The sequence below is a fragment of the Paraburkholderia sp. Clong3 genome, from assembly GCF_050436485.1.
Taxonomy (GTDB): Bacteria; Pseudomonadota; Gammaproteobacteria; order Burkholderiales; family Burkholderiaceae; genus Paraburkholderia; species Paraburkholderia tuberum.
Genome location: NZ_JBNDMH010000003.1, coordinates 469,805 through 491,066, shown reverse-complemented (window position 1 = coordinate 491,066; position 21,262 = coordinate 469,805). Strand labels below are relative to the sequence as shown.

Here is a 21,262-nt window from a genome sequence, read left to right as displayed (position 1 = left end):
CCCCGGAAGCTTGCATCAGCGTCCGACGAACTTCGCCGTACGTTTTTCGATGAAGGACTGAACGCCTTCCTTCGCGTCTTCAGTGTTGTAGAGAAACTGCTGGGTCGACTGAATCGTCGCGTAAGCATCCTGCCAGCCTTGTCCCAGCGAAACGCGCGCGTTCTGCATCGTGGCCTGCACGGCTAGCGGTGCCTGTGCCGCGATTCGCTCGGCGATCGCGAGCGCCCGGTCGAACTCCTGCCCCGCAGGCACGACATCCTGCACGAAGTTCATGTGCCGTGCCTCGTCTGCGGTGAATTCGTCGCCGGTAAGCAGTACCTTCATTGCGTTGCCCCAGCCGGCTCGCTGCACCATGCGAAACGTCGCACCACAACCTGCCATGATCCCCCGCTTGACTTCAAGCTGGGAGAAACGGCAGTTGTCGGCCGCAACAGCCACTTCCGATGCAAGCATCAGTTCGACCGCGACCGTGAAGCAGATTCCCTTCAGCGCAATGACGACCGGCTTGGTACGCAGCGGCGCGCGCAAGTTGAACGGATCGACCTCGCCTTCAGGAAGCAGCGGTTTCCCTTCGCGGCGCAACGGCGCGACCTTTGGCATGTCGAGCCCTGCCGTAAAGTGATCGCCTTCGGCGTATACCAGCCCGCAAAAAATATCGCCGCTCTTCTCGAGCTGCGTGTAAGCCATGGCAAGCTCTCTGAACATTTTCGGCGTGAAACCATTGCGCTTTTCCGGCCGGTCAATGCCCATCAAGAGCAGGTTCCCACGCTGCTCAACGCGAATCAGTCCGTCCTCGTGACGAGTGGTCATGCAGTGTCTCCTCGCGGTGTTTTCCGTTAGCAATTCTGACCTCGCGCTCAATTGACAAAGCTGGGTCGCACATTCAGAATCATAAACGTCGTTCACAAAATTGGCAACGCACGATACGCTCCGACGCTGCCGAACGGCGCACCGCAGACACGCAAATCATCGGCGAGCAGGCCCCATCCGGGCCTAGGTGTTCACCCTCATTCGTTCAAGGAAGAACCATGGCCTACGAGACGATCATCGTCGAAACGCACGGGAAAACCGGCTTGATCAGGTTGCACCGTCCGCAAGCCTACAACGCACTGAACAACCAGCTGATGGACGAGCTGACGGCGGCACTCGACGAGCTCGAAACCGACCCCGCCATCGGCGCCATCGTGATGACCGGTAGCGAAAAGGCGTTCGCCGCCGGCGCCGACATCAAGATGATGAACGAATGGACGTACATGGACGTGTACAAGAATCAGTTCATCACGTCGAACTGGGAACGCACGTCGCGTTGTCGCAAGCCGGTCATCGCCGCGGTCGCGGGTCTTGCGTTAGGCGGAGGCTGCGAACTGGCCATGATGTGCGACTTCATTCTCGCCGCCGACAACGCCCGTTTCGCCCTGCCCGAAATCACGCTCGCGACCATTCCCGGCGCCGGCGGCACGCAGCGCCTTACGCGCGCGCTCGGCAAATCGAAGGCGATGGAAATGATCCTCACCGGCCGCAGGATGGACGCCATTGAAGCCGAACGATGCGGCCTCGTGAGCCGCATCGTGCCCGCCGACACGCTCGTCGAGGAAGCGCTGAAAACGGCCGATGAGATCGCGCGATACTCGCAACCCGTCGTAGCGATGGCCAAAGAGTGCGTCAACCGCGCCTACGAATCGAGCCTGGCGGAAGGCATCCTGTTCGAGCGGCGTATGGCGTATTCGACCTTCGCCACGGAAGATCGAAAGGAAGGCATGGCAGCCTTCGCCGAAAAGCGCAAACCTCAGTTTCGCGATTGTTGAATTGCTAAAAAGCGCCACGCTGTCGTGGCGAACAGAGCCCGCCAGGTCACGCGCGTCACGCGCATTTCTCTGGCACCCATACTTCCTATCCAGGCTACAGGCGCGCGATGAAACCGTATGTCAATCGCATTACTGAATTACTCGGCATTCAATATCCCATCATTCAAGGCGGCATGCGCTGGGTGGCGCGAGCCGAACTGGCGGCGGCCGTGGGCAATGCCGGCGGTCTCGGCTTCATCTCCGCGCACACCCATGCAAGCGCCGATGCACTCGCGCGCGAAATCGACAGGGTGCGTTCGCTCACCGACAAGCCCTTTGGCGTCAACCTGACCGTTCTCGGCGCCAATGTCGGTCTCGACTATGACGCGTATGTGCGCACGATCGTGTCTCAAGGCGTCCAGGTCGTCGAGACAGCAGGCAGCAATCCGGCGAAATACATCGCCGAGTTCAAGGCGCAGGGCGTCAAGGTCGTGCACAAGTGCGTGACGGTTCGCCACGCGGTGAAGGCCGAATCGCTCGGCGCGGACGCCGTCAGCATCGACGGGTTCGAATGCGCGGGGCACCCTGGCGAAGACGACATCCCTGGACTGATCCTGATTCCCGCCGCCGCGGACAAACTGAAGGTGCCGATTCTCGCGTCTGGCGGCTTTGCCGATGGGCGCGGGCTGATGGCGGCTCTCGCGCTCGGCGCGGACGGCATCAACATGGGAACCCGATTCATGCTCACGCAGGAGTCCCCCGTCCACCCTGCGATCAAGCAACGGCTGCTGGAAGCGAGCGAGCGCGATACGGTGCTGGTTGGCCGCTCGATCGGCGATTCAAGCCGGGTGGTCAGGAACAGCGTGAGTCTCGCCGCGCTCGAACTCGAGCGCGCCGGCAACGTGACGCGCTCGGACCTCTACGCGCTGACCGGAGCACAGCGCTGGATGGACGCATTCGTGACAGGAGAAGTGGAAGGCGGCGCCTTCCCCGCCGGTATCGTGACCGGCCTCATTCACGACTTGCCGACCTGTGCGGAATTGATCGGTCGCATCGTGAAGGAAGCCGCCGCGATTGCGCAACGCCAGCTCGGCTTCAGCGCTGCTCTGGCATGAAACTGACCGGCCTTCGCGTCGTGGACCTGTCGCAATTCATGCCGGGTCCGTTCCTCGCCGCCAACCTCGCCGATCACGGCGCGCACGTCGTCAAGATCGAACCGGTCACCGGCGACCCTACCCGCGGCGCACCCGGCACCGACGGCTCGTTCTTCGCCGCGATCAACCGCGGCAAGCGCAGCATCGCGCTCGATCTGAAACATCCGGACGCACGCGAGGTCGCCCTCAAGCTGATGAACGAGGCCGACGTCGTGATCGAATCGTCGAGGCCGGGTGTGGCCGCTCGACTTGGCATCGACTACGACACGATCAGCCGGACGAACCCGGGAGTCGTTTATTGTGCGATTACCGCATTCGGCCAAACCGGCCCGCTCTCTCATTTGCCCGCACACGATCCGGTAGTCCAATCGCTTGCAGGCACGCTGCCGCGCGATGGCCGGGGGATCCCAATTGCCACGGGGCCGTCGCTCGCCGCGCTGGCCGGTTCATTGACGGCGTTGTCCGCCGTGTTGATGGCGCTGCTGCGCGCGCGGGAAACGGGGCGCGGCGACTACATCGACATGGCGCTTTTCGATGCGGCGCTCACATCGCAGCCATATCTGAGTGGCCGCTTGCTCAACGCGCCGGACAGCCAATTGCGAGGGCCGACTGAAGGCGACAGCGGGCTCGCGTTGCTCGACACCTATGAGACCGCCGATTCGAAGTGGCTCTGCCTTGGCGGCCGGGAGCACAGCTTTGCAACCAACCTGCTTACACCGCTCGGCCGTCCGGATCTCGTCGCCGACGCGATCGGCCCAGCCGGTGAAGGCCAGATACGCGTCCGGGCGTTCCTGACGCAAATCTTCCTGACTCGCACACTCGATGAATGGCTCTGCTGGTTCGAAGGCCGAAACATCAGTGTGGCGCCGGTGCTCTCGCTCGCCGAAGCGCTCGACCATCCGCATGCGCACGAGCGCGGGATGGTCCAGAGGGATCCGTCCGGACGCAACCACGTTGCAAGCCCGATTCACTTCCGTTTGGAGCCTGGGTCGCCACCGCTCGCCGTTCCACACCTTGGCGAGCACACAGAACTCGTGCTGCGGAGCATCGGCTACAGCGACGAACGGCTTGCGGAACTCGTCGCGACAGGCGCAGTACGTGGGCAGCACGACGAAGCCCAGGCCCTTGCGCAACCCGCCACCTGACGCAAACAACACCATGCCCTTACAGCTAGAGGCGGACGCCGTCGATTTCGCGTCCATCATCCGCCCCGGCGATACCGTCGCATGGGGCCAATCCAACGCCGAGCCCCTTGCGCTCACGCGCACTCTACTTCAGCAGCGGCACGGCATCGGCGCGTTCCGGGTCTTTCTCGGCGCCGGCAACCACGACACGTGCCGGCCTGAGCACGCGGACTGCATCGATTTCGTTTCGTACTGCGGGAGCGGCTCCAACCGCGCACTGGCCAAGGCTGGCGCGCTTGATATCCTGCCCTGCCATTATTCGCAGTTGCCAGAGATGATGGAGTCGGGTCAGCTAGCGATCGACGTCCTGCTGCTGCAGTTGGCGCCACCCGATGCGCACGGCCGCTACAGCTTGTCCGTCGCGCATGAGTATCTGATCCCGGCGCTCGAGCGCGCGCGCGTCATCATTGCGGAAGTCAACGAACAGGCACCCTGGACCTACGGCGAGCGATATCTTCGCGACGACGACCTCGACTTCATTGTCCCGACGTCGCGCGCTTTGCCCGAGAGTTCGCCCAGCGCCGTCAGCCCGACGGAGCTGGCGATTGCACGGCACACGGCCGGTTTGATCGAAGACGGCGCCACCATTCAACTCGGCCTCGGCGCGATTCCAGAAGCGATCCTCGCCTGCCTCGGCGATCGGCGAGACCTTGGCATCCATTCCGGCACGATCGGGGACAAAGTCGCCGATCTGATGGAAAGCGGCGTGATCAACAATGTGCGCAAGACCATCGACACGGGCAAGACCATTGCTGGCGTGATGATGGGGGGTCGCCGCATACACGAGTTCGCGCATCGAAACGACGCCGTGCAGTTTCGTTCGACCCGCTACACGCACGATCCGAACGTGCTCGCAAGCATCGACCGCTTCGTCGCCATCAACTCGGCGGTCGAGGTCGATCTGAGTGGCCAGATCAACGCCGAAATTGCCGGTGGCGTGTATGTGGGCGCGGTGGGCGGCGCACTGGATTTCCTGCGCGGCGCGCGGCGCTCGCGTGGCGGCGTTCCTCTCATCGCATTGCCGTCCACAGCGGGCAAGGGCGCGACCCGCATCGTCGCGTCGTTGAACGGACCGGTCAGCACGCCGCGCAGCGACGCCGCTATCGTGGTGACCGAATACGGCGTGGCCGATCTGCGCGGCCTGACGCTGCGCCAAAGGCGCGAACGCATGCTGGCAATCGCCCATCCGGACCATCGCAGCGCTCTCGATCAGATGGCGGGCGTCCCGCCTTCCAATCGCTTAAGAAGCGCGACGCTCGTCGGCTGATTGCAACCGCACCCGAATCAGAACTTCAAACTTTGCAAGGAAACGTCCGATGAAACGCGCGGCAATTGTCTCCCCTGTACGAACGCCCGTCGGCACCTTTGGCGGTAGCCTGCGCGGCGTTTGCGTCGAAGATCTCGGCGCGCTCGTCGCGAATGAAACGATCCGGCGCGCAGGACTCGAACCCGCTCGCATCGACGACGTCGTCTTCGCGCAATCGTACGCGAACAGCGAAACACCTTGCGTGGGCCGCTGGATTGCGCTGCAGGCCGGCCTGCCGGTGGAGGTGCCGGGCATGCAGCTTGATCGACGTTGCGGCGGCGGCCTGCAGGCGCTCGTCACCGCCGCGATGATGGTGCAGACCGGCGCCGCCGACGTGGTGTTGGCCGGCGGCGTGGAAAGTATGAGCAATATCGAGTACTACAGCACGGACATGCGCTGGGGCGCACGGTCGGGCTCCGTCCAGTTTCACGACCGGCTCGCGCGAGGCCGCGAGCGCTCACAGCCGGAATCGCGCTTCGGCTTTATCTCCGGCATGATCGAGACCGCGGAAAATCTGGCCACCGACTATGGCATCAGCCGCGAGGCCGCCGACGAGTTCGCGCTGCGCAGCCATCAGCGCGCGGCCGCCGCATGGGAGTCCGGCCATATGGCCGAGGAGGTCGTGGCGGTCAGCGTTCCTCAGAAAAAAGGCCAGCCGCTTCTGTTTTCCAAAGATGAAGGATTCCGCGCCGACGCCAGCATGGAAAGCCTCGGCAAGCTTCGCGCGTTGATGCCGGGCGGCACAGTCACCGCAGGCAACTCCAGCCAGCAAAACGATGCCGCTGCCGCTTGCCTCGTCGTCGCGGAAGACCGCCTCGAAGCGCTCGGACTCGAACCCATGGCCTGGCTGACCGGCTGGGCCGCAGCCGGATGCGAGCCATCACGCATGGGCATGGGGCCCGTGCCCGCAGTGCAGAAGCTGATGACGCGCATCGGGCTTACGCTCGAGCAGATGGATCTTGTCGAAGTAAACGAAGCATTCGCGTGTCAGGTGCTGGCAGTCCTCAAAGGCTGGAACTGGCACGATACCGACCGGCTCAACGTGAACGGCTCTGGCATATCGCTGGGCCACCCGATTGGCGCGACGGGCGTGCGCATCATGACAACGCTGTTGCACGAGTTGACGCGCCGGAAAGGACGTTATGCACTCGAGACCATGTGCATCGGCGGTGGCCAGGGTATTGCCGCCGTGTTCGAGCGCGCCTGATCCTGAGCGATGAAGCGCACGGCCTTGCGCCGTGCGCCGTGCGCCCGCCCGCTCAGGCCTCCACTTCGAACATCACGAAGTCGGACTTGGTCGCACCGCACTCGGGGCATGCCCAGTCATCGGGGATGTCTTCCCAGCGAGTGCCAGGCGCGATGCCCTCCGCGGGAAGTCCCGCTGCTTCGTCGTAGTAAAAACCGCAAAAAATGCATTGCCACTTTTTCATGATCGTCGATGAGTCGTTGAGGGTGGGGATACTTCAGGGCGCTACGTCCCAGACGAGCGGCAGATAGAGCATGCCGTTGACGGAGCCCGAGCCGCATCGGGGCTTGTCGCCCTCGCGAATGCGAAAATCGGGAATGCGTTTGAGCCACTCCTGGAGAAAAACCTTGATCTCCGTACGCGCAAGGAACGACCCCGGGCAGCGATGCGGGCCGTTGCCGAACGCTGCGTGCAGCACTGGCTTGCGCGTCAGATCGACGGCGAGCGGATCGCTGAACTTGCGGTCGTCGAGGCCAAACAGGGAGTTCGGCAATTGAATCTGGTCACCCTTCCTGAACTGGATGCCCTTGTATTCCATGTCCTGCGTGATGAGCCGCGCGGTGTTCGCCACGCCAAAGCGACGAATCATCTCATCGACCGACGACACCATCAGATCGGGATTCTCGATCAGCTGCCTGCGGTGCACCGGATTCTCCGCCAGAAAGCGCGCGATGAAACCCATCATCGACGCGACGGTATCGAGGCCGCCAAACAGCACGACGATAAACATCCCAAACATGCGCTCGGGGCTGATCGGCTTGCCGTCGATCTGCGCGTTGGCGATGAGGCTGACGAGATCGCCGCCCGCCTCTGCCTTGCGCTTGTCCACCCAGGTGGAGATATAGCCAATCAGCCGGTGCTGGGATTCGTTGCGCTGCTCGAAGTTGCCGCGCACGGCCCATTCCGCCCATTCGAGCAATTGTCCTCGATCGCTCAACGGAAGATCGGCAAGACGTAGGAAAATCACGATCGGCAGGATCTTCGAGAACTCCGAGACGAACTCGCATTCGCCTCGTGGAGCGATTTTTTCGATCAGCTCGATTGCGAGCTTGCGCACGTCGCTTTCCAGCGAGGAGATAGCTTGCGGCAGGAAAGCGGGCGTGATCAGGTTGCGGTACGCGGTATGTTCAGGCGGGTCAAGCTCGAGCGGCACGAGCTGCGTTTCGTTGAGCGGCGGGATGTTGACACTGCGATGCGAAAAATGGGTGTGGTCCTTCTGCATGGCCTCGATGTCTTCGCCGCGCGTGGCGATCCAGTGGCCGCCATGGTACGGGGACCAGACGATATCGGGCCCGGTATGCAGCCTCTTCCACGCCAGATGAACGTCGTCTTGCGCACCGGGCGGATTCATATAGTCGAAATCGACCACGAGTTCTCGCGGAACATGGTCCGGCACGGTCCAGTCTTTCGTAGGGTTCATCTCGCGTCTCCTATCATTTGGTCGTCTTCGAATGGATCAATCGTCACACTTTGCATCAACGTGCCAGCGTTCATATTATGCAACGCCGTTCAGTTTTGATATTATACCGAAGCGAGCTTTTTTACATCAACGCCTATCGAACGGAGACAAGAGTGAGCGATTTCGTCAAGGACAAGGTGGTAGTGGTCACGGGTGCGGGTGCCGGCATCGGGCGCGATTTTGCGTTGCAATTCGCGGCGAACGGCGCAAAGGTCATCGTCAACGACCTGGGTCGCAACGCCGAATCCGGCCAGTTCGCCGCAGAGCGCGTCGTCGAAGAAATCAAGGAGGCCGGCGGGCAGGCGCTTGCCTCGACGGATAGCGTCGCTGAATGGGATTGCGCGCAGAAGATCGTGCAGGCCGCGCTGGACACGTTCGGCCGCATCGACTGTGTGGTCAACAACGCCGGCATCGTGCGTGACCGCATGTTCTTCAACATGAGCCTCGACGAGTGGAAGGCCGTAGTCGACGTGCATCTGAACGGGTCGTTTTTCGTGGCACGCGCGGCGGCTCCGCATTTCAAGGCACAAAACGGCGGCAGCTTCGTTCACATGACCTCCACCTCGGGTCTGATCGGCAACATCGGACAGGCCAACTACTCCGCCGCCAAAATGGGGGTCGTCGGTCTGTCGAAGTCGATTGCCCTCGACATGGCGAAATTCAACGTGCGCTCGAACTGCATCGCGCCGTGGGCATGGACCGCAATGACGGCCTCGATCCCCTCGGAGACGCCTGAGCAAAAAGCACGCGTCGAAATTCTCAAGCGCATGGAATCGCGCAAGATCGCGCCGCTCGCGGTCTACCTTGCGTCCGACCAGGCCGCAAAGGTTTCGGGTCAGATCTTCGGCGTGCGCGCCAACGAGATCTACTTCTTCAACCAGATCCGCATGATCCGCTCGCTGCATCGCGACGGCGGCTGGACGCCTGAAGCGATTGCCGAGCAGGTCATGCCGGCGTTCGAGTCGAGCTTTTTCCCGAACGTGCCGTCCATGGCGCTCACGCCCTGGGATCCGGTGTAAGCGATACCGTGTCACGCCCGCGCCACATGATGCGGTGGTGGCGCGGGCGGTGCGGCGCTCACCCGCACCCGCCGCACCACTTACCCTTCCTCTGAACCTCGCACGCTTTCAGACAAGCCAACGATGCGTCTTGCCTTGAGCAATACCGGCAAGTCCACCATCCGTCCATCTACGGACACCGCCCCGCCTTCTGCCCGCTCATACGCGTCGACGATTCGCCGCGCCTTGGCAATTTCATCCGCGCTCGGGCTGAACGTCGCATTGACCGCTGCAATCTGGCGCGGATGAATGCACAGCTTCCCGCCAAAGCCCAGCGATCGCGCCTTCGACGAATCGTGCGCGAGTTGTCGTTCGTCATCGATTGCCACGCTAACGCCATCCACGGGAGACTGAATGCCCGCTACGCGGGAGGCCAGCACGATACGCGAACGCGCGAACAACAACGCGTCCCATGAACCGTCACAATCCAGATCGAGTTCGAAGTCAACCGAACCGAATATGAGTCGCTCGACGCCGGGCATGCGCGCCACGTCCAGTGCGTTCCAGACGCCCTCGGCAGATTCGATGATCGGCAAGATGGGTTTCGCCGTTGCCGCCGCGACAGCGGCCAAAGCAGCCGGATTCTCAGCCTTGGGCAACACCACGCCATCGATACCATCGAACGCTGCGAGCGAGAGGTCCCGCTGGAACGACTGCGTCCCCGCGCCATTGATGCGCAAAAGTACCCGAACCGTCGATGCCAAAAATGTACGTACCGCGTCGGCAACATATGCACGCGCCGACGCTTTGTCCGCATCTGCAACAGCGTCCTCGAGGTCCACGATCACCGCATCGGCGCCTGCCGCGAGCGCCTTGGCGAATCGTTCAGGCTTGCTGCCCGGCACAAAAAGAAACGAACGCATAAAGTCTCCCATTCAGCGTCCGGCCCGGCTATGGCGACCTCGCCAGCGGACCGGCTCGACGATCAGATCAGAACAGCCGTGGCTTCCATGCGCAACGATCCGTCGCTGCCGGCGATCCACAAGCTCACCTTGCTTTGGTCCGATTCGTGTTGCTTTCCGCAAACATGGAAAGGCGAAGTGTCCACCACCGGCTTGATCGCGCGGAACGAAAACGCTCCGACGCGCGCGCCCGGCAACTCCGATCCGAGCGAGTCCATCAGTAGCGTGGCGAGCAGCGGGCCATGCACGACGAGTCCCTCGTATCCCTCTGCGCCGATCGCGTAAGGCCGATCGTAGTGAATGCGATGACCATTCAACGTAAGCGCTGAGTAGCGAAACAGCAGCACAGGATCGGGATTGACCTCGCGTGCCCATTGAGCGCCCATGGGCGCGGCCTGTAATGCTGCGGGCTTTTCGCCGGCGGCCGGATGATCGCGATACACGATATCCTGGCGTTCGACGATGGCAAGGCCGGCAGCATCGCTGACCTCGTGCTTGACCTTCACGAACACGAGATCGCCGGTACGTCCATGCTTGTGCGCAACACTCTCGATGCGTGAAAGACGCGTGATCGCGCTACCCGCTTTCAGCGGCCGTAGAAACTCGAGTTGACTGCCCGCCCACATGCGGCGAGGCAAATCGACCGGCGGCAGAAAGCCGCCGCGTTTCGGATGACCGTCCGCCCCCACCATCGACTGGCGATGAACCGGCAGAAAATAAAGCCAGTGCCACAACGGCGGCAAGTCATCGCCACGTGCTGAAACCGCGTCATCGTGGTCAAGCATGGCGCTGAGGGCCGCCATCGGCGTGGAGGTAAGCTGGTCCTGCACTTCCTCAGTGCGCCCAGTCCATTGCTGCAAATACTCGATATCCATGCGCATCGTGCCAATCACTTCAGATCCAGTGCGTCGCGAATCGCCGCAGCGATCGGAAGCAGCGGATCTTCTTCCGGCGTGGCCGGGTTGAACAGCTTGTTATGGCAGATCGCGACGGCGAGCCCGGTATCCGGGTCCGCCCAGCCGATCGAATTGCCCTGCCCCGGATGGCACAAAGCGCGCGGCGAGCGTGCCGCCGTCACCGGCGGATGGTTGCCGCCGAACCAGAAGCCACCGATCGTGATTGGAATCGGAAAGCCGAACATCACCGGGTCGGGTTCCTCGCTATTGGCGCGTGGCGTGTTCAGCGTGGCGACGAGCTCCTTCGAGAGGATCCTCACGCCGTCCAACTCGCCGCCGCATGCCAGCATTGCCCAGAAGCGCGCCTCACTGCGTGCGTTGAAGATCCCGCCAACGCCCGCCACTTCCGCGCGCCGCACGTCCGGGCGCTCGAACACTTGCGGCGCCAATGCGACCTGTTGCGGCATCGAGCGCAGGAACAGCGGCGGCAGGTATTCCGCGGGAACCGGCACCATTGCATCGGTGAGACGTGCGATGCGCGGTTCGACTTCGTCGGGAATGCCGATCCATAGATCGTCGATGCCGAGTGGCATTGCAATCTCCTCCCGGACAAAACGGCCCAGCGAGCGCTTCTTCGGATCGGCGCGCCGCACCAGCTCGCCAACGATCCAGCCGAACGTCATCGAGAGGTACAGCGTCTTCGTCCCCGGCTCCGCAAGCGGCTCAAGGTTGGCGATGGCGCTGGTCATCCACTGCCAGTCACACATCAGCTCCGGCGTGACGCCTTCGGGCATTTGCGGCACACACGCGCGATGAGTCAGCACATCGCGCACGGTCGTTTTCTGCTTGCCGTGCGCACCGTACTCTGGCCAGTAGCGCGTCACCGGCGCGTCGTATTCGATGAGCCCGCGGTCGGCCAGGATATGCAACGCGGTTGCTGCAACCGCCTTCGTCACCGAATACACATTGAACAGCGTTTCGCCGTCGACCAGACGGCCGGTGGACGGATCGGCCACGCCGCTCCATGCGTCGATCATGAGCTTGCCGTTCAGATAGGCCGCCACCTGCACGCCGATCTCACCGCCTTCCCGTGTGGCGCGGTCGAGCGCCTGCTGAACGATCGCGTTGCGCTCCGTTGATGCTTGCACTACCAAGGTCATATCGTGTCTCCCATTCGTGAACATTCGCGTTGACGGACTACGTCTTGCCGGACTGCGCAGTAATGCCGGCCAGTCCTTCGAGCGCGAGCCCGTAGCCCAGTTCGTCGACCATGCGGCGCTTGAACGGCTGCGTGAAGACCGCGCGCGTGTATCGCAGCGTTTCGATCGGCTTCGCCGCGAGTTCCTGCGCCATTTGCCACGCACGTTCGAGCAAGGTGTCGTGCGCGACGACTTCGCCGACGACGCCAAGCTCCCACGCGCGCTGCGCCGTGATGCGCTCGCCGCTGAGAAGAAAGTAGCGGGCGCGGTTGTGGCCAATCAGCATCGGCCAGACGATCTGCACGCCGTCCGCCGGCACGACGCCGTGAACGAAGTGCGCCTGGTCCGAGATTTCGGCGCGACTGGAGGCCAGCACGATATCCGACAGCACGAGCAACTCGGCATGAATGAGTGCCGGCCCGTTGATCGCGCCGATAACCGGAACCGGAATGTCCAGCAGTTGCATCAGCAGGTCCTGCCCCTCGCGCTGCAGGCGCGGCCAGACTTGCACAAGCGGCTCCGCCGGCAACTCGGCGTCATTCATCGCGTCGCAGAACGAATCGCCGGTGCCGGTCAGGATGACTACGCGATTATCGAGGTCGCGTGCGATCTGGTAGAACGCCTCCCCTAGCTGGCTGTGAATGCTGCGATCGAGCGCGCCCCACTTGAGCGGGCCGCCATCGGTATGCAGGCGCACTTGCAAAATACCGTCGCGTCGCTCGAGGTCGATGTTCGTAAAGCGCCCGCTGTAGTCTTCAAGGCGGCTCATCGCGCGTCCTCCAGGATCAGGCCGGCGGCGCGCCATGCCATCGCCATCATGGGGCCATTCGTGTTGCCGGAGATCATCGTGGGTGTTACGGAGAGATCCATCACGCGCAGGCGTTCGACACCGCGCACGCGCAGCCGCGAATCGAGCACGGCAAGCGTGTCCGATCCCATCTTGCAGGTACCGCAAGCGTGATAGCCGGATTGGCCTTCACGCCGGTAGAGGTCGAGAATCTCGTCATCGGTCCGGACGGCGGGGCCTGGGCGTGTCTCCCCTGCCAGCAGGCTGGCAAGCGGCTCGGCGGCCAGCACGCTGCGCATGAACCGGAATGCGTTGACAGCCATCTGCCGGTCGTACGGATCGGCAAGGTAGTTCGCGACGACTTCGGGCGGCACGCGGGGGTCCGCAGACTGGATCCTGACGTGCCCTTCGCTGCGCGGGCGCAGGGGGTAGCTGAAGAGCTGCATGCCTGGGAACGACTCGAACGCGTAACCGGCCGCGCCGAAATCCATCGAGTACGGCGCCATCATCAGTTGAACATCGGGACGCATCGCATCCGCCGCGGTCTTGACGAAGCCGCCCACCTGGTACGAGCCGAGCGACATCACGCCACGGCGGAACAGCAGATACTGCATCGCGTTGCGCCATAAGCGCATGCCGCTGAACTGCCGGTTCTGCGAATCGCGCCAGTGCCGCAGGCGGGCCTGCAGCATATATAGATAGTGCTCGCGCAGGTTCCGTCCGACCCCCGGACTAGCCGCCACGACGGGAATGCCAAGCGACCGCAGATGGCCGGGATCGCCAACGCCCGACAACTGCAAGAGCCGCGGCGACTCGATCGCGCCCGCCGAGAGCACGACCTCGCGACGCGCACGGTAAGCGATCTGCTGCCCCGCGCTTTTGCACTGCACGCCGACGGCGCGCGTGCCGTCAAACACGATTCGCGCGGCTTGCGTGCCGGTAGCGACTGTGAGGTTCTTGCGCGCCCTCGCAGGCTTCAGAAAGGCTTCGGCCGAGCTTTGCCGACGACCGTTGCGTATCGTATAGATCAGATAGGCCACGCCCTCATGATCGAGCCTGTTGATATCTTCCAAGCGCCGCACGCCGAGCGACCGGCACGCTTCGAGTACGGCCTCGCCAATTCGATTGCGCTGCGCGTACGGTGACACTTTCAGCGGGCCGCCCTCTCCACGCAGCTCATCGGCGCCGAGCGCGTGATCTTCGATGCGCCGGAAGCAAGGCGCCAGGTTCTGCCAGCTCCAGCCCTCGACACCCAGTTCGGCCCATCCGTCGTAGTCCTCGGGATGACCTCGCATATACACCATGCCGTTGATGCTGCTGGAACCGCCGAGCATCTTGCCGCGAAGCCAGATTTCGTTGCGATGCCCGTTCCCATGATCGGGCTGCACCGGAATGAACCAGGCATGAGCAGGATCGCCCAGCAGCTTGCCAAAGCCTTTTGGCATCCGGATCAACGGATTGCGATCTTCCGGACCTGCCTCGATGAGTAGCACGGTATGGTGCCCGCTCTCCGAAAGACGATTGGCTAGCACGCAACCCGCCGCACCCGCGCCAATCACGATAAAGTCAAACTCGGTCATCTATGCGTTCTCCACCGTCCGTGCCTTGTCGGCCAGCCCCGTCCACAGCACGCGAGGCCGGCGTTGTTCCTGTTAGCCGAAGATGACGGGAATCGAATGCGGAACGCGCATCATGATCCCGTTGATCGGTGGAGCTGGCGCGGCCGGATCGAGCCGAAGATTGGGCAGGCGATCGAGAATCGCGTTGAGCGCGCGCGTCATTTCCACGCGCGCCAGGTGCTGGCCGATGCACACGTGCGGGCCATAGGCGAATGCAAAGTGCCGGTGACCAGCCTTGCGATAGATGTCGAACCTGTCCGGATCGGCGAAACGGCTGGGGTCGCGATTGGCGCTGCCCGCCACCACGTCGAGAAATGCGCCGGCAGGAATCTCGACACCGCCGAGCGTGACATCACGCGTCGCCATACGCGACTGCATCAGCACGGGGCCGTCCCAGCGCAGAGCCTCTTCGATCGCCGCCGCGACCAGCGTGCGATCCTGGCGCACCGCTTCGAGCTGTACCGGATCGCGCAGCAACGCAAGCAACAGTACGCTGGTCGCGCGATAGGTCGTGTCGCCGCCCGCATTCACCAGCTGGCGAAGAAACGAAATGACGACCTCGTCCGGTAGCCGCTCACCGTCCACCTCCGCGGTGGCCAGCGAGCTCACCAGATCGTCGCCGGGATGACTGCGGCGCTCGTCGACGAGCCGCGCGAAATAGGTGCCCAGCTTCGTCGATGCCTCCACGCCATGCTCGACATCGATCGAAACCAGCGTCTGTGCGATGGCGAGCTTGTGAAAGATCTTTACGTCTTCCGGCGGCAATGCCAGTTGCCGATAGATGATGTTGAACGGGTAGTGAAGCGTGAACTCGTTGACGAGATCCGCATGTCCGCGATCCATGAACTTCGACATCAGCTCGCTCACCACTGGGTCGACCAGCGTATCGCCCCATGCCGCGACGGTGTGCGGCAAAAAGGCCTTCTGGAAGATGCGGCGGTAGCGCGGGTGCTCGGGCGCATCCATCGTCGAGATACTGCGCCCGAAGCTGATGCCGAGATTGCGCTCGTAAGACTTGTTTGAAAACGTTGCCGGGTCGCCAAGCACCTTCGAGACTTCGTCGTATCCGAATACGGAATAGTGCGCGACATCGGACATGGTCAGGTCCGCCGCGCCGCCCATCAGCACACGGTAGTCGCCTTCCTGAACCACGGCCTTTTCCCGCAGTTCCGCAATGCGTGGATAAGGGTCCGCATCGGCACCGTAAGCGAGTGAATCCTCGAAAAAGGGGTTGAACTTAGGATCGTCGAAGTCCTCGAGTCGCAGCGCGCCGGCCATGGTTCCCGTCTCCATTAATCGTTTGTTTGCAGGCACCTCTGCTTTTGCGCGAGGTACCAATAGTTGAACTATGTTCTATTTTGCACAAGTGTGCAAGATCGATTTATCATTCGCGGAAGGGGATGTTGCGCGCTTTCTGGCTCGCGCCCCGCCATCAAAGGGAAACCATGCCGTCCAGCACCACGCACGCCGCCAGCAGACGGGCGACTGCCATCAATGAGCCGCGTGCCGCGGCGCGCAGCACGACGCCAGAGCGCATTCTCGATACGGCCGAGCGGCTGTTCGCGATGCACGGCTACTTCGGCACGTCGATTCGCGACATCATGCAGAGCTGTGGCATGGAGCTGAGCCTCGCGCGGTACCACTTCGGCAGCAAAGACGCGCTGTTTCAGCAGGCGATCGGCCGCCGCGCCGCGGTGATCAGCCGGCAGGTCATCGAATCGCTCGAGGCCGAACTGGCACCCCTGCAAGGCAAGCGCCCCGACGTGGAAGCAATCGTGACCGCACTTTCCGCACCGGCCTTCGCGCATCTGAAGAGCGGCGATCCGGGGTGGCGAAATTACTTGCGCCTGCTAACCCAGATTGGCTGTCTTCTGGAGCGCCCCGATCTCACGGCGCCGTTTTATGATCAATACGCGCCTGCGGCCGCGCGCTACCGTGACGCCTTCGCCAAGGCACTTCCGCGCGTCACGCGGGAGACCGTCGAACTGGTGCAGCATTTTGTCGAGTCCGTGTTTCATCTCGTGCTCAACGAGCTTTACGCGCAGGAAGCGCGCTCCGGAGCCAAGGCACTCGCGACAGCACATATCGAGCGCATGCGCACCTATCTGATTCGTTTCGCGGTTGGCGGCATCGAGGCGATGGTCAGCTCCGCCTCGGCCCAACGGGGTTCATGAGCATTGACAGTCGCAGCGACCGTCGTTCACAATTTAGAACATTATTCAGACTTACTGTGGCCGCGGCGAGCCTGCGGCCGTGCGAGATGGAGTTAGCCTCATGACAGCTGAAGACGCAGAGAACATCGCGCTGATCGTCGGGGCGGGTCACGCAGCAGGAGAATGCGCGACCGCGATCCGCGAACAGGGATGGACGGGACGCATCGTGATGGTGGGAGAAGAACCGCATTTGCCCTACCAACGGCCGCCGCTCTCCAAGGCATTCCTGTCGGGCGAATCGACCGCCGAGCAGCTGTACCTGAAACCGCTGTCGACGTACGACAAAGCGCGTGTCGAGTTCATCCCGAACACGCGCGCGCAGCGCATCGACCGTGACGCGAAACGGGTCACGCTGTCCAACGGCAGCGAAATCAGCTATACGAAACTGGTTCTGGCCACCGGCGGCCGCGCGCGGCGCCTCGCGTTGCCGGGTATCGAAGCGACCGAGAAGCTGCAGAATTTTCACTACCTTCGCACGCTCGATCACGTCGCGCGCATTCGAAACCAGTTTCATGCCGGCTCGCGCCTCGTGATCATCGGCGGTGGATATATCGGGCTGGAAGTGGCTGCGGTAGCCGTGAAGCGCGGCTTGCGCGTCACCGTGCTCGAGGCGTTGCCGCGCGTCCTCGCGCGCGTCACGGCTCCCGAGCTTTCCAGGTTCTACGAGGAAGTTCACCGCGAAGCCGGAGTCGACATCCGTACCAACGCGATCGTGAGTGGGTTCGAACTCGACGCATCCGGCGACGCCGTTGCCGCCGTGTGCTGCGCGGACGGCACGCGCGTCGCCGCGGATCTCGTCATCGTCGGCGTGGGACTGGAGCCCGCCACCGAACTCGCGCAAGCGGCCGGCCTTGCTGTCGACAACGGCATCATGGTCGACGAACACACGCGCACGTCCGACCCGGACATTTTTGCGGTCGGGGATTGCACCAACCACCCCAACCCTTCCCTTGGACGCCGCCTGCGTCTCGAATCGGTCCCTAACGCGCTGGAGCAGGCCCGCACCGCCGCTGCGTCGTTGTGCGGCAAGGAGCGTGTCTACAACAGCGTGCCGTGGTTCTGGTCCGACCAATACGATCTGAAGCTCAAGATGGTCGGCTTGTCCCTCGGCTACGACGAGTTCGTCCTGCGCGGCGATCCCAAAGCCCGCTCTTTCTCGGCGTTTTATCTCAAGGACGGCGTCATGCTCGCAGCCGATACGGTCAGCCGTGTACCCGAATTCGTGCTGGCCAAGCGTTTCGTTGCCGAGAAAATTCCGGTCCGCGCCGCCGATCTCGCCAACGAATCGATCCCGTTGAAAAGTCTGCTTCCCTAGTCCAATTCATTTTTCAGAGGTTCAGAAGCCATGCCGCTCATTCGATTCATCCAGCCGGACGGTAGCGAGGCCGCCGTAAGCGCCAACGTTGGCGATTCAGTCATGCAAACAGCGGTGAACAATCAGATCCCAGGCATTCTCGGCGATTGCGGCGGCAGCTGCAGCTGCGCAACCTGTCACGCGTATGTCGACGACACCTGGAGCAGCCACATGCCAGCGGCGCAATCCTATGAAGTCGACATGCTCACCTGCGCGATGGACGTGCGCGAAAACAGCCGTCTGACATGCCAGATCTTCATGACGCCGGAACTGGACGGGCTGGTGGTGCGTCTGCCCGATCTGACGGCGTAAGCGCAATGGGCACAGAGGCCTCCCGCACGACGCTGATCACCGGCGAAGGCGCTGCCTCAGGCATCGGCGCGGCGCTGACCCGGCATCCGACGACGCTCGGCGAACGGGTGATCGGCGTCGATCTCCACGATGCGGAAGTTTGCGCGGACCTCACTCCTTGCATTCCTCGCCAGTCCCACGAATGGCTACGTGGCGGGCCAGGGGCCGAAGACGAGACCTCGCTTACGGCGCTTTCGTCAACGCGTCGATCGCGTGCTGTTCGCTGTTGCTCCAGAACGCCGCCCACGTCGGAAATCCTTGCGGAAGACGCGGCTCATACCGATCGCCTTCATACTTGCCGGGCCAGTTCTGCAAGCGCGGCGCACCGGGGCGAGCGAGCCAGTCCGTCGAATACCAATGCTGTTCGTCGCGACGCTCGAAGCACCACTGCCCGTCGCGCCGCACATAGTGATCGAAGTAGCAGATCGCCATCACCACCCACGCTCCGTTGTCCTCGTGCTCCGCGCGACAATAGACGCTTCCCGTCGCATGGTCGGCATCGACGAAATCGACGACGTGGCCGCAGATCTGGTGAATGCTGCGATAAAAGCCGCGCAGAATATGCTCGGACCCGTAGAACGTCTTCAATGCCGCGCGCCCTACGCCCCATCGGCCGCAATCGACGTCTTCGGCAAACAGTTGCACCAGGCTGTCCAGATCGCGCGAATCGACCGCGAGCGCGTATCGGACGGGCAATTGTTGGATGGCGAGCTGCGCCTCAATGCGCTCGATACGCGCGAGCAGCGCTGATTCCGTCGTCATGCCTTCCCCTTCGTAGCGTTGGCCATCGCGGCCGGGCGCGCGCGGATTTCGTCCGCATAGTAAGGCTGGTGTGAAAGAAGTCCGCCATCGACGTTGAACACCTGGCCCGTGACGAACGCCGCCTCATCCGAAGCGAGATACACCACCGCGTGTGCAATGTCTTCGGGCTGCCCGAGGCGAGGCGTGAGATGGTGGCTCAGCATCATCTCTCCGGTCCCCCCCGCGTAGTACGCCTGGGTCACCGGCGTGACGATCAGGCCGGGAGCGATCGCGTTGCAGCGTATCCCCTCCTTGCCGTGCTGCGCGGCGACGTAGCGCGTCAGCGCCTCGATACCGGCCTTGCAGACACCGTACGCGCTGTACCCCAGCGCGCCCGCCTGAGCGGCACCGGAAGAGGTATTGATAATCGAACCGCCGCCTCGTGCGCGCATCAGCGGCAGCGCGCACCGCGAGGCCAGCATGGTGCCGCGAAGATTGATGCGCATCGTGTCGTCCCAGACCCCGACGTCGAGTGCCTCGACTGCCGCATCGGCAGTACTGGAAAGCGATGTGGCCGCGGCATTGTTATGCAGGATATCGAGCCCGCCCCAAGTCTTGAGCGTCAGTTCGAACAATGCATCGATCGAACTTTCGTCGCCGATATCGACCTGCGCCGGGACCGCGTGCCCCCCCGCTTCGTTGATACGACGAACCTGTTCCTGCGCGCCTTCGAGATTCAGGTCCGCCACGACGATCAAGGCGCCCTCCTGCGCGAGCCTGGCGGCACAGGCAGCGCCGATACCGGATGCGGCCCCGGTCACGATGGCAATCTTTTGCTTCACGCGTTGCATGATCTGCTCCCTGTCTCAGGCCGTTATCGGTGTCCGGCCGCCTGCTGCAACGCGGTCGAGATGAAAGTCGATATCGCCGAACATCTTCTCCATCATCGTCATCTTGCGGAAGTAGTGCCCTACCGGATATTCCTCGGTGAGCCCCATGCCACCGTGCAACTGGATGCCCTGCGCGCAAACGAAGCGATTGGCGCGCGCGGCAACGGCTTTGGCCGCCGAGATGACGCGGCTGCGTTCGGCCGCCGGGCCGTTCAGGTGCGCGATCCCGCAGTACAGCATCGAGCGCGCCTCCTGCGTGGCGACGAACATCTCAGCCATGCGATGCTGCAACGCCTGGAACTTGCCGATCGGCTGGCCGAACTGCGAGCGTCCCTTGATGTACTCCGAGGTGATCGCCATCACGGCTTCCATCATGCCAAGGCTCTCGGCCACGCTCGCGAGACTGGCGAGCTCCGCTGCCTGCGTGAGCACCTGCAGCGAGCGTTCAGGTCCGACGATCAATGCATCTTCACTGAGCTCGACGTTATGCAGGTCGATATCCGCGGCACGCGATCCATCGAGCAAGCGGTACGACCGGCACGTCACGCCCGCGGCCCGGCGATCGACAAGAAAAACGCCCACGCCTCGCGATGCGCCTTCGACTCGCGCGGTCACGAGCAGCTGGTCCGCCGACGCGCCGGCGATCACAAGCGTCTTGGCGCCGCTGATCAGGTAACCCGAGGCGCTCTTGAGCGCGTGCGTTTGCGCGTGGCATCCCAGCTTGTACCGGCTGCCCGCTTCGCTGTCCGCGAGCGACAGCAGCAGCGTGCCGTCGATGACGGCGGGCAGCAGCGACTCACGCCGGCGCCGCGCATCGCCTCGTTCGATGATCGTGGCGCAAAGCAGCGCCGTCTGCACGACCGGCTCGAGCGCCATACCGCGACCGAGCGCCTCCATCACGATCGCCGTTTCAACGAACGAGCACCCGAGACCGCCGACGTCTTCCGGCATCGTCAGCCCGAGCCAGCCAAGTTCGGCATAGGCGCGCCAATGTTCGCGGCTGAAGCCCTCTTGCTCCGATGCGATGCGCGTGCGCGCCTCGAATCCATACTCCTGCTGAACGTAGCGCTCTGCGCCGTCCTTCAGCATCAATTGTTCTTCGGAGAAGTTGAAGTCCAT

General features: G+C 63.0%; 21 protein-coding genes. 9 read left to right on the top strand and 12 right to left on the bottom strand.

The window, feature by feature from the left end:
* Positions 1–15: 15 nt before the first annotated feature.
* Positions 16–810 (bottom strand): crotonase/enoyl-CoA hydratase family protein, encoded by a 795-nt coding sequence (locus OKW30_RS25715; RefSeq protein WP_429349172.1) that lies wholly within the window; start codon positions 808–810, stop codon positions 16–18.
* Positions 811–1,028: 218 nt separating this feature from the next.
* Between OKW30_RS25715 and OKW30_RS25710 the strand changes: the two genes are divergently transcribed.
* The 5 genes from OKW30_RS25710 (at position 1,029) to OKW30_RS25690 (ending at position 6,635) form a co-directional block, all read left to right on the top strand.
* The gene (locus OKW30_RS25710) at positions 1,029–1,805 is read left to right on the top strand and encodes an enoyl-CoA hydratase (RefSeq protein WP_429292164.1); all 777 of its coding nucleotides are present in this window, start codon (positions 1,029–1,031) and stop codon (positions 1,803–1,805) included.
* Between the two features lie 107 nt (positions 1,806–1,912).
* Positions 1,913–2,899, top strand: coding sequence for an NAD(P)H-dependent flavin oxidoreductase (locus tag OKW30_RS25705; RefSeq protein WP_187630157.1), 987 nt, complete (start codon positions 1,913–1,915; stop codon positions 2,897–2,899).
* Positions 2,896–4,083 carry a CaiB/BaiF CoA transferase family protein gene (locus OKW30_RS25700; RefSeq protein ID WP_429347961.1) on the top strand — a complete coding sequence of 396 codons (1,188 nt, stop codon included), beginning with the start codon at positions 2,896–2,898 and terminating at the stop codon, positions 4,081–4,083. Before OKW30_RS25705 ends, OKW30_RS25700 begins: the two co-directional genes overlap by 4 nt.
* A 13-nt stretch (positions 4,084–4,096) precedes the next feature.
* Entirely contained in the window at positions 4,097–5,389 is a 1,293-nt protein-coding gene (locus tag OKW30_RS25695; protein ID WP_429349171.1) for an acetyl-CoA hydrolase/transferase family protein, read from the top strand.
* 49 nt (positions 5,390–5,438) lie between these two features.
* Entirely contained in the window at positions 5,439–6,635 is a 1,197-nt protein-coding gene (locus tag OKW30_RS25690) for an acetyl-CoA C-acetyltransferase (RefSeq protein ID WP_184064377.1), read from the top strand.
* 52 nt (positions 6,636–6,687) lie between these two features.
* Here OKW30_RS25690 and OKW30_RS25685 read toward each other — a convergent pair whose 3' ends face one another.
* Positions 6,688–6,858 (bottom strand): rubredoxin, encoded by a 171-nt coding sequence (locus OKW30_RS25685; protein WP_184064374.1) that lies wholly within the window; start codon positions 6,856–6,858, stop codon positions 6,688–6,690.
* Positions 6,859–6,891: 33 nt separating this feature from the next.
* Positions 6,892–8,094, bottom strand: a complete 1,203-nt coding sequence (locus OKW30_RS25680) for a cytochrome P450 (RefSeq protein WP_184064371.1) — start codon at positions 8,092–8,094, stop codon at positions 6,892–6,894.
* Positions 8,095–8,246: 152 nt separating this feature from the next.
* Here OKW30_RS25680 and OKW30_RS25675 point away from each other — a divergent pair, with 152 nt between their 5' ends.
* Positions 8,247–9,152, top strand: a complete 906-nt coding sequence (locus OKW30_RS25675; RefSeq protein ID WP_184064369.1) for an SDR family NAD(P)-dependent oxidoreductase — start codon at positions 8,247–8,249, stop codon at positions 9,150–9,152.
* A gap of 80 nt (positions 9,153–9,232) precedes the next feature.
* On the opposite strand, the gene OKW30_RS25670 is transcribed toward OKW30_RS25675, so the two are convergent.
* The 6 genes from OKW30_RS25670 to OKW30_RS25645 form a co-directional block, all read right to left on the bottom strand.
* The gene (locus OKW30_RS25670; protein ID WP_184064367.1) at positions 9,233–10,054 is read right to left on the bottom strand and encodes an HpcH/HpaI aldolase/citrate lyase family protein; all 822 of its coding nucleotides are present in this window, start codon (positions 10,052–10,054) and stop codon (positions 9,233–9,235) included.
* 62 nt (positions 10,055–10,116) lie between these two features.
* Complete coding sequence (locus tag OKW30_RS25665) at positions 10,117–10,974, bottom strand: FAS1-like dehydratase domain-containing protein (protein ID WP_429349170.1); 858 nt, start codon at positions 10,972–10,974, stop codon at positions 10,117–10,119.
* 8 nt (positions 10,975–10,982) lie between these two features.
* Complete coding sequence (locus OKW30_RS25660; protein ID WP_429347960.1) at positions 10,983–12,149, bottom strand: serine hydrolase domain-containing protein; 1,167 nt, start codon at positions 12,147–12,149, stop codon at positions 10,983–10,985.
* A gap of 37 nt (positions 12,150–12,186) precedes the next feature.
* Positions 12,187–12,957, bottom strand: a complete 771-nt coding sequence (locus OKW30_RS25655) for an enoyl-CoA hydratase/isomerase family protein (protein ID WP_429347959.1) — start codon at positions 12,955–12,957, stop codon at positions 12,187–12,189.
* The gene (locus OKW30_RS25650) at positions 12,954–14,555 is read right to left on the bottom strand and encodes a GMC family oxidoreductase (protein ID WP_429347958.1); all 1,602 of its coding nucleotides are present in this window, start codon (positions 14,553–14,555) and stop codon (positions 12,954–12,956) included. Before OKW30_RS25650 ends, OKW30_RS25655 begins: the two co-directional genes overlap by 4 nt.
* 72 nt (positions 14,556–14,627) lie before the next feature.
* Entirely contained in the window at positions 14,628–15,872 is a 1,245-nt protein-coding gene (locus OKW30_RS25645; RefSeq protein ID WP_429347957.1) for a cytochrome P450, read from the bottom strand.
* Between the two features lie 287 nt (positions 15,873–16,159).
* Here OKW30_RS25645 and OKW30_RS25640 point away from each other — a divergent pair, with 287 nt between their 5' ends.
* From OKW30_RS25640 to OKW30_RS25630, 3 genes are all read left to right on the top strand, one after another.
* Positions 16,160–16,768: a TetR/AcrR family transcriptional regulator gene (locus OKW30_RS25640; protein ID WP_429347956.1), complete on the top strand. Its 609-nt coding sequence runs from the start codon at positions 16,160–16,162 to the stop codon at positions 16,766–16,768.
* Positions 16,769–16,868: 100 nt separating this feature from the next.
* Positions 16,869–18,122: an NAD(P)/FAD-dependent oxidoreductase gene (locus OKW30_RS25635; RefSeq protein ID WP_184032235.1), complete on the top strand. Its 1,254-nt coding sequence runs from the start codon at positions 16,869–16,871 to the stop codon at positions 18,120–18,122.
* A gap of 30 nt (positions 18,123–18,152) precedes the next feature.
* Positions 18,153–18,473 (top strand): 2Fe-2S iron-sulfur cluster-binding protein, encoded by a 321-nt coding sequence (locus OKW30_RS25630; protein ID WP_184032234.1) that lies wholly within the window; start codon positions 18,153–18,155, stop codon positions 18,471–18,473.
* Positions 18,474–18,695: 222 nt separating this feature from the next.
* Here OKW30_RS25630 and OKW30_RS25625 read toward each other — a convergent pair whose 3' ends face one another.
* Genes OKW30_RS25625 through OKW30_RS25615 form a run of 3 tightly spaced genes read right to left on the bottom strand, consistent with a single transcriptional unit; the run spans position 18,696 to position 21,262 of the window.
* Positions 18,696–19,274, bottom strand: coding sequence for a nuclear transport factor 2 family protein (locus tag OKW30_RS25625; RefSeq protein ID WP_429347955.1), 579 nt, complete (start codon positions 19,272–19,274; stop codon positions 18,696–18,698).
* Positions 19,271–20,104, bottom strand: a complete 834-nt coding sequence (locus OKW30_RS25620; RefSeq protein WP_429347954.1) for an SDR family oxidoreductase — start codon at positions 20,102–20,104, stop codon at positions 19,271–19,273. The genes OKW30_RS25625 and OKW30_RS25620 overlap by 4 nt, the downstream gene beginning before the upstream one ends.
* Before the next feature lie 15 nt (positions 20,105–20,119).
* Positions 20,120–21,262 (bottom strand): acyl-CoA dehydrogenase family protein, encoded by a 1,143-nt coding sequence (locus OKW30_RS25615; RefSeq protein ID WP_429347953.1) that lies wholly within the window; start codon positions 21,260–21,262, stop codon positions 20,120–20,122.

Excerpts from the sequence above, each read along its gene's own strand:
- OKW30_RS25655 (WP_429347959.1), bottom strand. The coding sequence starts at position 12,957 with ATGAGCCGCCTTGAAGACTACAGCGGGCGCTTTACGAACATCGACCTC.
- OKW30_RS25715 (WP_429349172.1), bottom strand. The coding sequence starts at position 810 with ATGACCACTCGTCACGAGGACGGACTGATTCGCGTTGAGCAGCGTGGG.
- OKW30_RS25630 (WP_184032234.1), top strand. The coding sequence starts at position 18,153 with ATGCCGCTCATTCGATTCATCCAGCCGGACGGTAGCGAGGCCGCCGTA.
- OKW30_RS25670 (WP_184064367.1), bottom strand. The coding sequence starts at position 10,054 with ATGCGTTCGTTTCTTTTTGTGCCGGGCAGCAAGCCTGAACGATTCGCC.
- OKW30_RS25650 (WP_429347958.1), bottom strand. The coding sequence starts at position 14,555 with ATGACCGAGTTTGACTTTATCGTGATTGGCGCGGGTGCGGCGGGTTGC.
- OKW30_RS25640 (WP_429347956.1), top strand. The coding sequence starts at position 16,160 with ATGCACGGCTACTTCGGCACGTCGATTCGCGACATCATGCAGAGCTGT.
- OKW30_RS25710 (WP_429292164.1), top strand. The coding sequence starts at position 1,029 with ATGGCCTACGAGACGATCATCGTCGAAACGCACGGGAAAACCGGCTTG.
- OKW30_RS25695 (WP_429349171.1), top strand. The coding sequence starts at position 4,097 with ATGCCCTTACAGCTAGAGGCGGACGCCGTCGATTTCGCGTCCATCATC.
- OKW30_RS25690 (WP_184064377.1), top strand. The coding sequence starts at position 5,439 with ATGAAACGCGCGGCAATTGTCTCCCCTGTACGAACGCCCGTCGGCACC.
- OKW30_RS25625 (WP_429347955.1), bottom strand. The coding sequence starts at position 19,274 with ATGACGACGGAATCAGCGCTGCTCGCGCGTATCGAGCGCATTGAGGCG.
- OKW30_RS25645 (WP_429347957.1), bottom strand. The coding sequence starts at position 15,872 with ATGGCCGGCGCGCTGCGACTCGAGGACTTCGACGATCCTAAGTTCAAC.
- OKW30_RS25620 (WP_429347954.1), bottom strand. The coding sequence starts at position 20,104 with ATGCAACGCGTGAAGCAAAAGATTGCCATCGTGACCGGGGCCGCATCC.
- OKW30_RS25700 (WP_429347961.1), top strand. The coding sequence starts at position 2,896 with ATGAAACTGACCGGCCTTCGCGTCGTGGACCTGTCGCAATTCATGCCG.
- OKW30_RS25680 (WP_184064371.1), bottom strand. The coding sequence starts at position 8,094 with ATGAACCCTACGAAAGACTGGACCGTGCCGGACCATGTTCCGCGAGAA.
- OKW30_RS25660 (WP_429347960.1), bottom strand. The coding sequence starts at position 12,149 with ATGACCTTGGTAGTGCAAGCATCAACGGAGCGCAACGCGATCGTTCAG.
- OKW30_RS25685 (WP_184064374.1), bottom strand. The coding sequence starts at position 6,858 with ATGAAAAAGTGGCAATGCATTTTTTGCGGTTTTTACTACGACGAAGCA.
- OKW30_RS25615 (WP_429347953.1), bottom strand. The coding sequence starts at position 21,262 with ATGGACTTCAACTTCTCCGAAGAACAATTGATGCTGAAGGACGGCGCA.
- OKW30_RS25635 (WP_184032235.1), top strand. The coding sequence starts at position 16,869 with ATGACAGCTGAAGACGCAGAGAACATCGCGCTGATCGTCGGGGCGGGT.
- OKW30_RS25705 (WP_187630157.1), top strand. The coding sequence starts at position 1,913 with ATGAAACCGTATGTCAATCGCATTACTGAATTACTCGGCATTCAATAT.
- OKW30_RS25665 (WP_429349170.1), bottom strand. The coding sequence starts at position 10,974 with ATGCGCATGGATATCGAGTATTTGCAGCAATGGACTGGGCGCACTGAG.